The sequence below is a fragment of the Acidimicrobiales bacterium genome (assembly GCA_036491125.1).
Classification (GTDB): domain Bacteria; phylum Actinomycetota; class Acidimicrobiia; order Acidimicrobiales; family AC-9; genus AC-9.
The window spans coordinates 1-15,557 of the sequence record DASXCO010000220.1; the positions used below are offsets into that span (position 1 = coordinate 1).

Annotated in this window: 15 protein-coding genes; 12 read left to right on the forward strand and 3 right to left on the reverse strand. The window is 70.0% G+C overall.

All coding sequences use genetic code 11. The annotated features are described in order from the left end of the window. The first annotated feature begins 141 nt into the window (after nt 1-141). Nucleotides 142-3,051 (forward strand): pentapeptide repeat-containing protein, encoded by a 2,910-nt coding sequence (locus VGF64_17210; GenBank protein ID HEY1636501.1) that lies wholly within the window; start codon nt 142-144, stop codon nt 3,049-3,051. Nucleotides 3,052-3,069: 18 nt separating this feature from the next. On the opposite strand, the gene VGF64_17215 is transcribed toward VGF64_17210, so the two are convergent. The 3 genes from VGF64_17215 to VGF64_17225 are packed head-to-tail and all read right to left on the reverse strand — an operon-like array spanning nt 3,070 to nt 5,347. Next, on the reverse strand, nt 3,070-3,726 hold the full coding sequence (locus tag VGF64_17215; GenBank protein ID HEY1636502.1) for a PaaI family thioesterase: 657 nt from the start codon (nt 3,724-3,726) through the stop codon (nt 3,070-3,072). 41 nt (nt 3,727-3,767) lie between these two features. Further along, nucleotides 3,768-4,541 carry an SDR family oxidoreductase gene (locus VGF64_17220; protein ID HEY1636503.1) on the reverse strand — a complete coding sequence of 258 codons (774 nt, stop codon included), beginning with the start codon at nt 4,539-4,541 and terminating at the stop codon, nt 3,768-3,770. Between the two features lie 17 nt (nt 4,542-4,558). Then, a complete protein-coding gene (locus VGF64_17225) occupies nt 4,559-5,347 on the reverse strand; it encodes a hypothetical protein (protein ID HEY1636504.1) in 789 nt (262 codons plus the stop codon). A gap of 52 nt (nt 5,348-5,399) precedes the next feature. Between VGF64_17225 and VGF64_17230 the strand changes: the two genes are divergently transcribed. The 11 genes from VGF64_17230 to VGF64_17280 all read left to right on the forward strand — a co-directional run. Next, nucleotides 5,400-6,167 carry an enoyl-CoA hydratase family protein gene (locus tag VGF64_17230; protein HEY1636505.1) on the forward strand — a complete coding sequence of 256 codons (768 nt, stop codon included), beginning with the start codon at nt 5,400-5,402 and terminating at the stop codon, nt 6,165-6,167. Beyond that, nucleotides 6,160-7,008, forward strand: a complete 849-nt coding sequence (locus VGF64_17235) for a CoA-transferase (protein HEY1636506.1) — start codon at nt 6,160-6,162, stop codon at nt 7,006-7,008. Before VGF64_17230 ends, VGF64_17235 begins: the two co-directional genes overlap by 8 nt. Next, a complete protein-coding gene (locus tag VGF64_17240) occupies nt 7,005-7,766 on the forward strand; it encodes a CoA-transferase (protein ID HEY1636507.1) in 762 nt (253 codons plus the stop codon). The genes VGF64_17235 and VGF64_17240 overlap by 4 nt, the downstream gene beginning before the upstream one ends. Beyond that, nucleotides 7,763-8,827 (forward strand): nitronate monooxygenase, encoded by a 1,065-nt coding sequence (locus tag VGF64_17245; protein ID HEY1636508.1) that lies wholly within the window; start codon nt 7,763-7,765, stop codon nt 8,825-8,827. The genes VGF64_17240 and VGF64_17245 overlap by 4 nt, the downstream gene beginning before the upstream one ends. Nucleotides 8,828-8,837: 10 nt before the next feature. Then, the gene (locus tag VGF64_17250; protein ID HEY1636509.1) at nt 8,838-10,001 is read left to right on the forward strand and encodes an acyl-CoA dehydrogenase family protein; all 1,164 of its coding nucleotides are present in this window, start codon (nt 8,838-8,840) and stop codon (nt 9,999-10,001) included. Further along, nucleotides 10,001-11,023, forward strand: a complete 1,023-nt coding sequence (locus VGF64_17255) for an acyl-CoA dehydrogenase family protein (protein HEY1636510.1) — start codon at nt 10,001-10,003, stop codon at nt 11,021-11,023. The genes VGF64_17250 and VGF64_17255 overlap by 1 nt, the downstream gene beginning before the upstream one ends. A gap of 101 nt (nt 11,024-11,124) precedes the next feature. After that, nucleotides 11,125-12,306, forward strand: a complete 1,182-nt coding sequence (locus VGF64_17260; GenBank protein HEY1636511.1) for an acyl-CoA dehydrogenase family protein — start codon at nt 11,125-11,127, stop codon at nt 12,304-12,306. A gap of 2 nt (nt 12,307-12,308) precedes the next feature. Further along, the gene (locus tag VGF64_17265; protein ID HEY1636512.1) at nt 12,309-13,481 is read left to right on the forward strand and encodes a CaiB/BaiF CoA-transferase family protein; all 1,173 of its coding nucleotides are present in this window, start codon (nt 12,309-12,311) and stop codon (nt 13,479-13,481) included. Next, nucleotides 13,478-14,002 (forward strand): MaoC family dehydratase N-terminal domain-containing protein, encoded by a 525-nt coding sequence (locus tag VGF64_17270; GenBank protein HEY1636513.1) that lies wholly within the window; start codon nt 13,478-13,480, stop codon nt 14,000-14,002. Before VGF64_17265 ends, VGF64_17270 begins: the two co-directional genes overlap by 4 nt. Beyond that, nucleotides 13,999-14,472 carry a hypothetical protein gene (locus VGF64_17275; protein HEY1636514.1) on the forward strand — a complete coding sequence of 158 codons (474 nt, stop codon included), beginning with the start codon at nt 13,999-14,001 and terminating at the stop codon, nt 14,470-14,472. The genes VGF64_17270 and VGF64_17275 overlap by 4 nt, the downstream gene beginning before the upstream one ends. Continuing rightward, a partial coding sequence (locus tag VGF64_17280; GenBank protein HEY1636515.1) for an acyl-CoA dehydrogenase family protein occupies nt 14,439-15,557 on the forward strand: 1,119 nt, incomplete at its 3' end. The genes VGF64_17275 and VGF64_17280, both read left to right, overlap by 34 nt.

Below are 15,557 nucleotides of genomic sequence, written 5' to 3' on the forward strand. Positions count from 1 at the left end.
GACCAGACGACCGCCTTGGTCTCGATGTGCTGCGGCGGCGCCCTGGCGACGGGGACGATCCTCGAGCGCATCTGAGTCGCTGGCGGCCGTCGAGCCGCTGAAGGCCGCCAAATCTACGTAGTTCTACTGATGCTATGCGGCGTGCCGTTCCGTACCCTGCTCAACGAGCCCTCGCCTCCGATGAGCTTCGGACAGGGTGCTTGTCTCACTTTGCGGGGGATCGCGCAGAGCGGGGCGTATCTGGTCAGGGGGGACGTGAGAATAGTGGTCGGGCGACGTCAGCACCTCGTGTCGCGGCTGGCCGCGGTATGCGCCGTCGGTGCCGCCACCGTGGGCGGTCAGGCGGCTCTCTCGGCGGTGAGTGCCGGCGCGACGACACCGGGCGCCGTCGACATAGACCTCGGGCCTACCGGTGCGACCCAGGTCAACGTGGTGGACGGCCCCACTCCCAACACCACCGAGGTGAACATCGCGGGCACAGGGTCCTTCCAGACCATGGAAGTGCAGGCTCCGACGCTCAACATCAAAGGGCCCGGCACGGCTGCGACTTGGAACATCAACAACCCCCACCCCGGTATCTCTAATCTGAACATCACTGCTCAGTCCGGGGGCCAGACGTACGGCGTCGTCACGACGTCCGCCACGATGCTCCTTGTCGCCGACCCCGGTGCCACTGCACCCGACACCTTCAACCTGGCCACCACGACGTCCAATGCGACGGTAGTGGGCACCCCTCGTGACGACACTTTCAACGTGACGGCGGTCAAAGGCCAGCTCGACCTGGTCGGCGGGGGCGGCTCGGACGCGGTCGACTTTGGCCGTCAGGTGCTCCCCAACACGCCTGAGCCGAAGGTGCTGGACGGCATTCAGGGCCCGGTCCTGATGGACGAGCAGAACTCCAGCGGCCACATGAGCGTGACCATGGACGACAGCGGGCGTAACGCCCGACCCACTTCCGGTTCGGACGCGGACCTTGACGTCACGAGCGACGGCCCGCATCCCGGAGTGGTCGGACTACCCAACTCGGGGCTCGTCGCTTACGACTCGAGCGTCAGCAACCTCGAGCTCGACGGGGGAATCGCCGGCACCACCTTCGTCGTGCATGCCACGTTGGCTCCAACCACGATCAAATCCGGCACCGGGAACGACGTTGTCGCAGTGGGAGGCACGGGATCCGCTGGCCCACTCACCGTCGACGGACAGGCGGGGGGGCATAACAGCGTGCTCGTCGGAGACCCCTCGAGCTTTCCCGGTGACGTGTTGCCCGACAAGATTCTGGGACCGGTGTCGCTGGCCAACACGCAACAGGTCTCCATTGACGACTCCCTGGACGCCCAGGGCCGCACCGCGGCGCTCAGCGACACGGGCGTGACCGGGCTGACCTCCGGGGCGGTCACCTACGACTCCACTCTCAAGCAGGTGTCCGTGAAGGGAGGGTCGGCAGCCGACCTGTTCCAGGCCACGCCCAGTACCCACGACGAGTTCGCGGTGGACGGTGGACCGCCTTCGACCTCGCCCGGCGACACCCTGAACGTCGACCGGACGGACCCGACACTCGGCAGCGCGGCATTGTCCCGCAACGGCAGCTCCGGCGGCACCTGGACGTTCTCCAACCCAGCCGACATCTCGTTCAGCAACATCGAGACGTTGACACCCGCTCCGACCTCGATCTCGGTGTCACCGACGACCGCCTCGATTCCTGCCGGGGGGACGCAGCCGTTCATCGCCACCGGCCATTACGCCGCTGCCCCGGACGCCGACCTGACGGGGTTCGCCACCTGGACGTCAGACACCATCCCAGTCGCCACGGTGGGGCCGAACGGGGTGGCGAACGGAGTGAGCGGCGGGACCGCCAAGATCTCGGCGGCCGTCGGCAACGTCACCGACCAGGCCGACCTCACTGTCGTGCCGCCTCCCAGCGTGATCCTCCAGCCCGCCAACCAGACGGTGATCCTCGGGCAGACGGCGACCTTCACCGCCGCCGCCTCCGGCACTCCGACCCCTGCGGTCCAGTGGCAGGTCTCGACCAGCGGGGGTAACAGCTTCGTTTCCATCGCCGGTGCGACGGCGACGACCTTCAGCTTCGTCCCCACCCTCTCCCAGAGCGGAAACCGGTACCGGGCCGTGTTCAGCAACTTCGGTGGTAGCTCGACGACGAGCGCCGCCACCCTCACGGTCAACCAGGCCCCGGCCGTCGGCTCTCAGCCCACCAACCAGACGGTCACCTTCGGGCAGACGGCCAGCTTCAGCGCCGCGGCATCAGGATTCCCGGCTCCCGCGGCCAAGTGGCAGGTCTCGACGAACGGGGGCAATCTATTCACCGACGTCTCTGGCGCCACGGGCCCGACCTACAGCTTCACCCCGGGCGTGTCCCAGAGCGGCAACCAGTACCGAGCCGTGTTCACCAACTCGAGCGGCACAGTGATGAGCAATGCCGCGACGCTCACGGTCAACAAAGCAGCGACGACTACCGCGGTGGCTTCCTCTGCCGACCCGTCGAAGGCGGGCCAGCCGGTCACCTTCACCGCCACCGTGAGCGTCGTTTCGCCTGGATCCGGCAGTCCGACAGGGACCGTTGCCTTTACCGACAACGGCTCTGCCATCTCGGGGTGCTCGCAGCGAGGAGTCTCGGGGGGCTCGGCCACCTGCGTGGTGACCTACAAGGCCAACGGGAACCATTCGATGGTGGCCACCTACTCGGGAGGCGCCAACTTCGTTGGGAGCGCGTCGCCGGCTCTGGGCCAGACCGTGGCCAAGTGCGGATCGAGCCTGGCCGGTTGCAACCTGAGCGGAGCCAACCTCGCCAACGCCAACCTCGCGGGGGCGAACCTCACCGGTGCCAACCTCAATGGGGCCAACCTGTCGGGGGCCAACCTCGCCGGGGCGAACCTGTCGGCAGCGAACCTCAACGCGGCCAACCTCTCGCGGGCAAACCTCACCGGCGCCCACCTATCGGGAGCGAACCTCAACGCCGTTACCTGGCTCAACACCACCTGTCCCGACGGGACGAACAGCAGTAACCACAGCAACACCTGCCTCGGGCACCTGTAGCCTCGCCCCGCGGGCCGCTCAACCGGGCATCAGGCCTTCCCGCGGGGCGACGAACAGGATCGTCGCCTCGCACAGGAGGGTGTCCCCGTCCCAGGACTTGCCCCAGCAGAAGATCTTGCGGCCGTCGACCCGGTCGAGGCCGGCCTCGAAGTCGATGCGCCGGTCGAGGGGGGTCGGTCGGCGCATCTTCACCGTGAGGGTACCGGTGTAGCCGGCGAAGCCCGAGGCCATCTGGGCGAAGCCCATCATGTCGTCGAAGGCTGCTGCCACGAAGCCGCCGTGCAGGCAGCCCGGTGGCCCCTCGTAGGCGGTCGTGTAGATGGCGTGGCCGCGAGTGACGCCGTCGGTCATGGCGAACTGCAGTGGAGGGGCGAGCGGGTTGCTGCGCCCGCTGATGCCACTGCGCTCCAGGAGAGCGGCGTCGTCGGGGCCCGACACGGCCAGGCCGCCGAAGCGGCGGAGGGACGGCATCGATTCCAACCGGTCGGCCAGGGCGCGCGTGTCGTCGGCCAGCCGCGCCAGCTCGGCGTCATCCGTGCGCTCGGGATCGAGCAGGGCGATGTGGTCGATGACCCGTCGGCACTCACCCACCAGGGCGTGCTTGAGGGCCCGGTGCTCGGTCTCGACCGGGTCGCCGGTGGTGTAGGCGACCCGGGGATCGGGGGGCAGGCTCATAACCAGTGGACCCTACCGGGAGCGGCCGCTCAGGGCCGTCCTCAGGTGGGTTGGGCCGCGTCGAGGTACGCCGGCCGCTCGCCGCCACCGTGGGCAACCACGTTGCCGCCGCTGACATACCGGGCTAGCGGGGAGGCGAGGAACAGGCACACGTCGGCGACGTCGTCGGGCTCACCCATCCGGCCGAGAGGCACCGTCGCCCCCACCGCGGCCACGCCCGCCTCGTCGCCGTACCAGAGGTGGGCCTGTTCGGTACGGATGAGCCCCGCAGTGACACAGTTGACCCGCACCTTCGGGGCCCACTCGACGGCGAGGGTCTGGCTGAGGTTGAGCAGGCCGGCCTTGGCCGCTCCGTAGGCTGCCGCCCCGGGCGACGGGCGCATGCCGCTGACGCTGGCGATGTTGACGATGGCCCCGCCCTCGGGCTGCTCCTGCATGACGCCGTTGGCCCGTTGGGAGAAGTTGAGGGGTGCGACCAGGTTGAGGGAGATGATGGAAGCCGAGAACCGCGGCGACGCCGTGGCGGCCGGGGCCGAGGGCGCCCCGCCGGCGTTGTTGACGAGCACGTCGAGCCGACCGAGGCGATCCGTCGTAGCGGACACGACCCGGTCGATCTGGTCGACCTCGCGCACGTCGGCTTCGACGAACACCGCCTCTCGTCCGCCCCCGCCGAGCGGCTCCTCGGGCTGATGGCGACAGCACACGACCACGTCCGCTCCGGCTTCGAGGAACCGCGTCGTGATGCCCCGGCCGATGCCCCGACAGCCACCGGTGACGATCACCACCCGGCCGGACATGTCCAGGGGATCGCCCATCGTCCGATCCCCCTGAGCTACCAGAGCTCGTCGACGTAGGTGTCGGTGCCGATGACGGTGGGGATGAACGGCGCCGCCAGGGCGGCGTGGGCCAGCCCGCTGCCCGACACGGCCTTGCCCAGCTCGACGAAGCGGTCCCACGCGTCCCTCGGATCGCCGTCCAGGAAGTACAGGTGCATCGACCGGCGGTCGGCGCCTTCGTCACGGGGAACGAACGACGGGGCGTCGTCCCGGAGGGGCACCTGCGACCACGAGGAGACCGACGCCACGGGAGAGCCGGGAAGCCACGACGGCAGCAGCTCGTCCTCGTACCAGCGGTCGACCTCCTCCTTGGTCACGCCCGGCTCCCGCTCGACGCTCACGGCCACCAGGCCCCCGAAGGCGTGGTCGAGCGAGAGCTCGAGGGGCACGGGGTCGTCGTCGCGGTAGTGGCGCCAGTCGTGGGTGTACAGCGCGGTATGGACATGGGTGCGGTTGTCGAAGCCCCGGCCTTCGGCGTAGAGCGACTTCACCTGGTCGGTCGCCCAGCTGAAGTGCTCCCCGTGCTTGCCCTCGAGCACCCAGTAGACGGCCAGGTACGAGCCTGCGTCCACGGGGTCGGCGACGGGACTGTCGGCCGGGAAGCGCAGGTCCTTGAGCGGTCGGGTCGCCACCCAACGGCGGCCGGAGAAGAGCCACGGCCCGATGAGGCAGCCTGCATAGAAGTGGTCCCGCTCGTACCAGCGGTTGTACTCGACCTCGTGGCCGTGGTGCGGGTCCACCATCGTGAACAGCATGCTCCCCACCCGGATCGGGTACTCCCTCATCCCTCGGCGTCCCTTCGTCCAGCAACGTGACGGTGTGTCAGAATCCTAGTCCATGGGCATCTCGCACGGCATGGTCGAAGGCGTTGCCGACGGGGTGGCCGAGGTCGTCATCGACGTCCCCCCGGTCAATGCCCTCGACGTGAAGAGCTGGTTCGATCTGGCCGACGCGGTCCGGGAGCTCGGCGCCAGCGAGGGCGTCCGCGTGGTGATCGTGGCCGCCGAAGGCCGGGGCTTCTGCGCCGGCGTGGACATCAAGGAGGTCCAGCGCGAGGGCAGCGCCGCCCTCGTCGGAGTGAACCGGGGCTGCGCGGCGGCCTTCGCCGCCGTCTACGAGTGTGAGGTCCCGGTCATCTCGGCCGTGCAGGGGTTCTGCCTCGGCGGGGGCATCGGCATCGTCGGCAACTCGGACGTGATCGTCGCGTCGACCGATGCCACCTTCGGCCTGCCCGAGGTGGACCGCGGCGCCCTCGGTGCGGCCACCCACCTCGCCCGGCTCGTGCCCCAGCACAAGATGCGGGCCATGATGTACACCAGCGCTACGGCCACCGCAGCGGAGCTGCACCACTTCGGCTCTGTACTTCGCGTCGCCGAGCCGGACGATCTCCGCACCGCCGCCCGGGAGGTGGCCGCCCAGATCGCCTCCAAGAACCCCACCGTCATCAGGCGGGCCAAGGAGTCCCTGAACGGGATCGATCCTGTCGACGTGAAGCGCAGCTACCGCTTCGAGCAGGGCTTCACCTTCGAGCTCAACCTGTCGGACGTGTCCGACGAGGCCCGGCAGGCCTTCATCGACAAGGACGATCGTAGAACTGGTGGCTGACAAGCTCACGACCGAGGACGAGGTCGTCACCGAGCTGTCCGACGGGATGACCGTGGGCATCGGCGGGTGGGGATCCAGGCGAAAGCCCATGTCCCTCATCAGGGCAATCCTGCGCTCGGACGTGAAGGACCTGACCGTCGTGGCCTACGGCGGCCCGGACGTCGGCCTGCTGTGCGCGGCCGGCAAGGTGCGAAAGGTCATCTACGGGTTCGTCTCGCTCGACTCCATCCCGCTCGAGCCGCACTTCAGGTCGGCTCGTCAGAGCGGGTCAGTCGAGGCGATGGAGCTCGACGAGGGCATGCTGCAGTGGGGGCTGTACGCGGCGGCGCTGCGGCTGCCGTTCCTGCCGACCCGCGCCGGGCTCGGCTCCGACGTCATGCGCATCAATCCCGAGCTGGCGACGGTCACCTCTCCGTACGACGGCGAGGAAGTGGTGGCCATGCCGGCGCTGCCACTGGACGTGGCCCTGGTCCACATGAACCGCGCCGATGCAAGTGGGAACGGGCAGTTCCTCGGACCGGACCCCTATTTCGACGACCTCTTCTGCATGGCCGCCCGCCGTCGGTTCCTGTCGTGCGAGCGCCTCGTCCCGACCGAGGATCTCCTCAAGGAGGGGCCGGTGCAGTCCCTTCGGATCAATCGCATGATGACCGACGGGGTGGTGGAGGCGCCCCACGGCGCCCACTTCACCTCGTGCGATCCCGACTACGAGCGCGACGAGGAGCATCAGCGGGAGTACGCGACCGCGGCCGCCGATCCCGAGGCGTGGGCGACGTTCCGGCGCACGTACCTCGAGCTCGGGAGCGAGGCCGAGTACCAAGCGGCGGTCGGAGGGTCGTGACGGCCGAGGCGACGCTCGACGAGATCTGCGTCGTGGCCTGCGCCGAGGTTTGGCGCGGCGACGGTGAGGTGCTGGCCAGCCCGATCGGCGTGGTCCCGACCATCGCCGCGCGGCTGGCCAAGGCGACCTTCGAGCCCGACCTGCTGCTGACCGACGGGGAGGCCTACCTCGTTGCCAACCCGCTGCCGGTCGGCCGACCGCCAGAGCACAAGGTGATCGAGGGGTGGCTGCCCTACCGGTCGGTCTTCGACGTCGTGTGGGCCGGTCGGCGCCACGTGATGATGGGTGCCACCCAGATCGACCGCTACGGCAACCAGAACATCGCCTGCATCGGCGACTGGGAGCTCCCCAAGGCGCAGCTCCTCGGGGTCAGAGGAGCCCCGGGCAACACCGTCAACCACCCCACCAGCTATTGGGTGCCCAACCACTCGCGGCGCGCCTTCGTCGAACACGTCGACATGGTGTCGGGAGTCGGCTACCAGCGCGCCGCCGAGGCGGGCCCGTCCGCGTCCCGCAACCACGAGATCCGGGTGGTCGTGACCAACAAGGCCGTCTTCGACTTCGCCACGCCCGACCACGCCATGCGGCTGCGATCTGTGCACCCGGGCGTGGCCGTCGAGGACGTGATCGAGGCGACGGGCTTCCCGCTCGTCGTGCCCGACGACCTCGACGAGACCAGGCTCCCGACCGACGAGGAGCTGCGGCTCGTGCGCGAGGTGCTCGACCCCACCGGGCTGCGCAGCAGTGAGGTGAAGTGACCGGGTCGGGCGGCGCGCTCCACACCCGCCTCTGCGACCTGCTCGATATCCGCTATCCGATCGTGCAGACGGGCATGGGGTGGGTGTCGGGCCCGCGGCTGACCGCGGCCTCCAGCCAGGCCGGCGCCCTCGGGATCCTCGCCGGGGGGACGATGACCCTCGACGAGCTCGAGCGGGCGGTCAACGAGGTGAAGGAGCGAACAGATCGTCCCTTCGGGGTGAACTTTCGCACCGACCAGCCCGACGTGGAGGATCGGGTGGCGCTGATCCTGAAGTCGGGCGTGAAGGTGGCCAGCTACGGCCAGGCGCCGCGTCCCGACCTCATCCGCCGGCTGAGGGACAACGGCGTGGTGAACATGCCGACGATCGGCGCCCGTCGCCACGCCGAGAAGGTCGTCGAGTGGGGCGCCGACGCCCTCATCGCCCAGGGCATGGAGGGCGGCGGACACACCGGTCAGGTGCCGACCTCGCTGCTCCTGCCCCAGGTGGTGGACGCGGTCGATGTGCCGGTCGTCGCCGCCGGTGGGTTCTTCGACGGGAGGGGACTGGTGGCGGCGCTGGCCTACGGCGCCGCGGGGGTGGCCATGGGCACGCGGTTCCTGCTCACCAAGGAGAGCACCGTGCCCGACAGCGTGAAGGGGATCTACCTGAAGAAGTCGGTGACCGACACGGTGGTGTCGCGCCACATCGACGGACTGCCCCAGCGCGTGATCCGCACGGAGGTGGTCGACTCGCTCGAACGGTCGGGACGGCTCACCGCGCTGCCGCGCGCCGCCCGCAACGCCTTCGCCTTCCGCAAGCTCACCGACACGTCGCTGCGCGATCTGTTGGCCGAAGGGCTGGCCATGAAGAAGCGCCAGGGGCTCACCTGGGGCCAGATGGTGATGGCGGCCAATGCCCCCATGATGACGAGGGCGGCCATGGTCGAAGGGCGGCCCGAGGTCGGCATCCTGCCCACCGGGCAGGTGGTCGGGGTCATCGACGAGCTCCCGGCGGTGGCCGACGTCGTGAACGGCATCGTCCGCCAGGCCGAGGAGACCCTCGCCCGGCTGCAGGGGTAGGGAGCACCCAGTGGATCTCGACTTCACGCCCCACGAGGAGGAGTTCCGTCGGATCGCCAGGTCGTGGCTGGAGGACACCGTCCCCGCCGCGCCGCTCGCCTCCATGGACACCGCCGAGGGTTTCGAGCAGCACCGGGCGTGGGAGCGAGAGCTCTCCGCCGGTGGGTGGTCGGCGGTGTCGTGGCCGGTCGAGTACGGAGGCCAGGGTGCCAACCTCATCGAGTGGCTGATCTTCGAGGAGGAGTACTACCGGGCCGCCGCTCCCGGCCGGGTGAACCAGAACGGCATCTTCCTTCTCGGGCCGACCATCATCGAGCTCGGCACCGACGAGCAGAGGGCCCGCTTCCTCCCGCCCATGGCCGCCGGAGACGAGATCTGGTGCCAGGGGTGGTCCGAGCCCGACGCCGGGAGCGACCTGGCCGCCATCCGCAGCCGGGCGGTGCGCGACGGCGACGACTACGTGCTCGACGGCCAGAAGACGTGGTGCTCCCGCGGCGCTTTCGCCGATTGGATGTTCGGGCTGTTCCGGACCGACCCTGCGGCCGAGCGCCATCGCGGGCTCACCTTCATCCTGGTGCCGATGGCCGCCGACGGGGTGACGGTCCGTCCCATCGCCCAGCTCGACGGGGAGACCGGCTTCGCCGAGGTCTTTCTCGACGGCGTCCGTGTCCCGGCCGCCAACGTGATCGGGGAGCAGGACCGGGGTTGGAAGGTGGCCATGGCCACCGCCGGCTTCGAGCGGGGCCTCAGCCTGCGCAGCCCGGCAAGGTACACGGAGACGGCAGGGCGGCTCGTCGACCTGTTCGGTCGGGTCGGCGGGAGCGCCGACCCGGCGGTGCGCGGCGAGGTGGTGCAGGCCTGGATGGACGCCGAGGCCTACCGGCTGCACACCTACTGGACGGTGTCGCGCATCATCGACGGCGGTGCCATCGGGGCCGAGTCCAGCCTCAACAAGCTGTGGTGGTCCGAGATGGACGTTCGCATGCACGAGACCGCTCTCCGGCTGCTCGGGCCGTCGGCCGAGCTCGTCGAGCAGGCGCCCGGCGCGGTGGACGACGGCCGCTGGCTCGACGGCTTCCTGTTCGCCCTGGCCGGGCCGATCTACGCCGGGACCAACGAGATCCAGCGCAACGTGGTCGCCGATCGGGTCCTGTCGCTTCCCCGGAGCACCTGATGAGATTCGCCTTCGATGAGGACCACGTGCTCTTTCGCGCGACAGTGCGGGAGTTCCTCGACAAGGAGTGCACGCCGGCCGACGTCAGGGCGGCGTGGTCCAGCCACCGCGGATGGTCGACCGACCGGTGGGCCATGCTGGCGGCGCTCGGGGTGACCGGCCTGACCGTTCCCGAGCGTCACGGCGGGCTGGGAATGGACGAGCTGTCGCTGGTCCTCGTGCTCGAGGAGTCGGGACGCGCCGGCCTTCCCGAGCCGATCGTCGATACGACGGCGGTGGGAGCACCCCTGCTCGCCGAGGTGGGGTCGGACGAGCTCCGGGAGCGCTGGCTGCGCCCAGTGGCGACCGGGCAGGCGATCCTCGGCGTCGGCCTTTCGACCACGCCGTACGTGGACCACGCCGGGTCTGCCGATCTTCTCCTGCTGCAGCGGGGCAACGAGGTCCACGCCGTCGCCCCCGACCAGGTCACGGTGTTCGAGCAGCCGTCGCTCGACCGCGCTCGCCGTTTGGCCAGCGTCGAGTGGGAGCCGGGCGCGGCCAGCCTCCTGGCGAACGGCGATCGGGCGGCGGCGGCGATCGAGTCCGCCTTCGACCGCGGCGCCCTGGCCGCGGCCGCCCAGCTGCTCGGCGTCACGCAGCAGCTCATCAACCTCGCCGTGGAGCACGCCCGCCGCCGCGTCCAGTTCGGCCAGCCGATCGGCTCGTTCGAGGCCGTCAAGCACATGCTCGCCAACGCGCTGCTTCAGCTGGAGCTGGCCCGGCCGGTCGTCTATCGGGCGGCCTACTCGATCGCCCGTGACATGCCCGAGCGGGCCCTCGACGTGTCCATGGCCAAGGCCTACGCGTCCGACGCGGCGACGCTCGCCGGCCGGGTTGCCCTCCAGACCCACGGCGCCATCGGCTTCACCTGGGAGCACGACCTCCAGCTGTGGATGAAGCGGGGCTGGGCCCTGGCGGCGGCCTGGGGAGACGCCGCCTGGCACAGGACCCGGGTGGGCGCAGCCGTCCTTCCCCGCTCTTGAGCGCCTCGACTCATCGCGCCCGAGGGCGGCTCGGATGGGTCATTCGGCCGCCCGACGCTGTACTCTGATGCAGCGTCAGATATTCGCGTCCCAGGAGCGGTATGGACTTCGAGCTGTCCCCCGAACAGGTCGCCTTCCGGGAGGAGGTCGAGCACTTTCTCGACGAGAACGACGATCCCGAGGTCTTCGACGTGACTCGGGAGAACATGGCCCAGATCGTCGACACCCCGAAGAAGCGCGAGTTCATGCGCAAGGTCGGCGACCGCGGCTGGCTCGGGATCACCTGGCCGAAGGAGTGGGGAGGCCAGGAGAGCGACGGGGTGTACGAGTACCTGCTCAACGAGGCCCTGGCCCGACGGGGCGGTCCCCAGATCGGCAAGGGTGTAGGGATCATCGGCAAGACGATCCTGGCCCACGGCAGCGACAGGATGAAGAAGGAGTTCCTGCCCAAGATCCTTCGCAACGAGGTCGAGTTCGCCGTGGGCTACAGCGAACCCGACGCCGGCTCGGACGCCGCCTCGATGAAGCTGCGGGCCATCCGCGATGGCGAGGGCTGGCGGTTGAACGGCCAGAAGACGTGGACGACGTCAGCCCACTTCGCCGAGTGGTACTGGGTGGGAGCCCGTACCGACCCGGACGCGCCCAAGCACCGCGGGATCACGCTGTTCCTCGTCCCCCTCGACCAGCCCGGCATCACCATCAACGGCATCTGGACGATGGGCGACGAGCGTACCAACGACGTGTTCTTCGACGACGTCTGGGTATCGGACGATTACGTCGTGGGCGAGCTGAACCGGGGTTTCCAGTACATCTCCGAGGCGCTGGACCTCGAGCGGTTCACCATGTTCACCTTCTCTCCGATCGAGCAGCGGATGGAGGTGCTGCGCGACTTCGTGGCGGCCGAGACGCGCGACGACCAGCGCCTGGGCGACGACCCGGTGGTCCGCCACGAGATCGCCCGCCTCGCCACCGACTGCGAGGTGGCGCGGGTTCTGGGGCTGCGCGTCGTCGCCAAGTCGATGAAGGGGGGCCCGCCCCCGACCACCGAGTCGTCGGAGTACAAGCTGTTCGCCACCGAGCTCTCCAAACGGCTGGCGGACGCCTCCATGGACATCGGCGGTCCCGGCAGCCAGCTGCGGGTGCACACCGAGGACGCGCCGATGGGTGGGCGGGCGGAGTCGACGTACCGCTACACGGTGATCGACACCATCGGCGGCGGCGCCTCGGAGATCCAGAAGAACATCATCGCCCGCCGCAAGCTCGGCCTGCCCAAGAACTTCTGAGCGTGACCAGTACCAGGCCGATGCTCGACGGCGTCACCGTGCTCGATCTGGCGAGCGTGGGACCGGCGGCGCGCGCCTCCCGGTGGCTGGCCGACTACGGCGCCACGGTCGTGAAGGTCGGACCCGTCCCCACCAGGGACGGGGTGCAGATCACGCCTCCCTTCTTCGCCTACAGCGCCCACCGGGGGATGAAGCGTCTCCAGGTGGACCTCAAATCAGCCGAGGGCAGAGAGGCCTTCCTGCGACTGGCCGAGGGCGCCGACGTGCTCATCGAGAGCTTTCGTCCGGGCGTGATGGCCAGGCTCGGCATCGGCTATGAGGACGTCCGGGACCGCAGCCCGGGCATCGTCTACTGCTCGACGACCGGGCACGGCCAGTCGGGACCCCTTGCGGCGCGGGCCGGCCACGACCTCGACTACCTGGCCGTGAGCGGGTTCCTCGACTGCTCCGAGCGCGGGCCGGAGGGCAAGCCGCCGATCCCGGGCGCGACCGTCGCCGACAGTGCCGGGGGTGGGATGCAGGCGGTCATCGCCATCCTCGCCGCCCTGTTGGGCCGGGGGGCCAGCGGAGAGGGCGCCTACCTCGACGTGTCGGTGGCCGACGGTGTCGTGGCCCTCATGGCGCTGCAGATCGACGAGTACCTGGCCACCGGGGTCGTGCCCGGCCCTGGCCACGGGATGCTGACGGGCCGCTACGCCTGCTACGAGACCTATCGGGCGGCCGACGGTGGGTGGGTGGCGGTGGCGGCGATCGAGCCGCGCTTCTGGGCCAACCTGTGTCGAGCCGTGGGGCTTCCGCAGTGGGCCGATCGCCAGACCGACGACGCGGTCCAGGAGCGCGTCAGGTCCGATCTGGCCGCGGTGTTCGCCACTCGGGATCGGGACGCATGGATCGCCGAGCTCGGCGGGGCCGACACCTGCGTCGCCCCGGTGTTGTCGGTGCCCGAGGTCGTCGAGGATCCCCAGCTGTCGGCGCGGGGCACGTTCGTGAAGGCGACGCACCCCGAGCACGGCACCTTTCTCCAGGTGGCGCCGGTGCTGGCGGGGTCGGACAGGTCCGAGGGCTCCTATCGCGTCCGCGATGTTGGCCAGACCGATACCGACGAGCTGCTGGCCGGCGTCGGGATGTCGCCGGACGACTGTGCTCGCCTACGGGAGGCGGGGGTGGTGGCGTGACCGACGTACGTGCGCTTCCCGATGACGTCGCCGAGACGATCGGGCGCACCCAGTACGAGGAGACCGGCGAGTTCCCGGTCGAGCGCGGCTATGTGTGGACCACGTGCTCGTCGGTCGAGAACGGCAACCCGCTGTTCTGGGACGACGACGTGGCCGCGGAGATCACGGGGGGCCCGGTGGCGCCGCCGACGATGCTGTCGGTGTGGTTTCGTCCCCACCATTGGGCACCGGGACGAACGGGCGAGGCCCAGCCGCTGCAGGTGCACTTCGACCTGAAGGAGCGCTTCAGCCTGCCGGAGGCCGTGATCAGCGACAACACCATCACCTTCCACGAGCCGGTGCGGCCGGGCGACGTCGTGTCGAGCCGCCAGGTCCTGCGGTCGGTGAGCGAGGAGAAGACGACGCGCCTCGGCACCGGGCGGTTCTGGGTGATCGACGTGGAGTACCGCAACCAGCGCGCCGAGCTCGTTGGGGTCGAGTCATACACCGGGTTCGGGTACCGGAGGGAGACGCAGGCGTGACCATCCTCACCCTCGACGAGGTGAAGGAGGGCGAGGAGCTGCCGCCGCTCTCCTATGACGTCACGGCAACCACGGTCGTGCTTGGCGCCCTGGCCAGCCGCGACTGGCGGCCCATGCACCACGACCACGACTTCGCCGTGCACCGCAACGGCACCCGGGACATCTTCTTGAACACGCCCAACCAGGCAGCATGGTTCGAGCGCTACCTGACCGACTGGACGGGTCCCAGGGGCCGACTGGGCCGGATGCGGTTCCGGATGAAGGGGTCGGTCTTCCCGGGCGACACCATGGCGCTGTCGGGCTCGGTGCGCACGGTGGAGGTCGACGACACCGGCTGCGGCTGGGTCGACCTCGACCTCGCGTTGCGCGTCGGCGACCAGACCTGCACCGAGTGCTCCGCCCGCATCGCCGTCCCCGTCACTGCTGACGACAACCCGTGGGACCGGCGCAGCGGGCGCTGGCGCCCGTGACCCTCGCATCCCGCCGCGAACCGGAGGCACATCGCCACATGGAGCTGGACTTCACCCCCGAACAGGACCTGCTTCGGGACGCCGTGCGGAGCATGTGCGCCAAGCACGCCACCCTCGACGTCGTCCGGAAGATGGAGGGCGATCCGATCGGCTATCCCGAGGAGCTGTGGGCGCAGCTGCTAGAGACGGGCATCCTCGGCCTCACCCTGCCCGAGCGGTGGGGCGGCTCGGGGATGTCGATGGTCGACGCCGTCGTCGTGTACGAGGAGCTGGGCCGGGCGCTGGCGCCGTCCCCCCACTTCGTGAGCGCGGTGATGAGCGGAGGGGTGCTCGCCCTCGCCGGCACCGACGAGCAGCGCGACCAGTGGCTCGCCCCCATCGCGTCCGGGGAGGCGGTCGTCACGCCCGCCTGGCTCGAGCCGGGGCGCGGCTTCGGGCCGGTCGGGGTGCAGCTGTCGGCGACGGCCGAGGGCGACGGCTGGCGGCTGTCGGGCGCCAAGTGGCACGTCGAGTACGCGGGGGCGGCCGATCGGCTGTTGGTGCTCGCGCGATGCGACCCGGGCCCCGACGGCGTGATGCTGGTGCTCGTCGACCCCCGAGCCGACGGCGTCACGCTCGTTCCGCAGCCCACGGTGGCCTCCGACAGCCAGTGCCGCGTCGACTTCGACGCGGTCTTCGTCCCGGGCGACGCGGTCGTGGGCGCACCCGGCGCCGGGTGGGCGGCGTGGGACCACGTGCTGCGCGACGGGATCGTGCTGCTCGCCGCCCAGGCGGTGGGCGGGGCCCGGTACGCGCTCGACATCACGGTGCAGTACGCCAAGGACCGCTTCCAGTTCGACAAGCCCCTGGGCGCCTTCCAGGCGATCTCCCACTACCTCGCCGACGCCGTCACCCGGGTCGACGGAGCCGAGACGCTGGTGTGGGAGGCGGCGTGGGCCCGGTCGACGGGCCGGTCGACGGCGCGGCTGGCCCCCATGGCCAAGCTGTTCGCCTGTCAGACCTTCCGTGACGTGACCGCCATGGCCCAGCAGGTGTTCGGTGGCGTCGGCTTCACCGTCGAGTACGACATCCAGCTGTACTTCCGC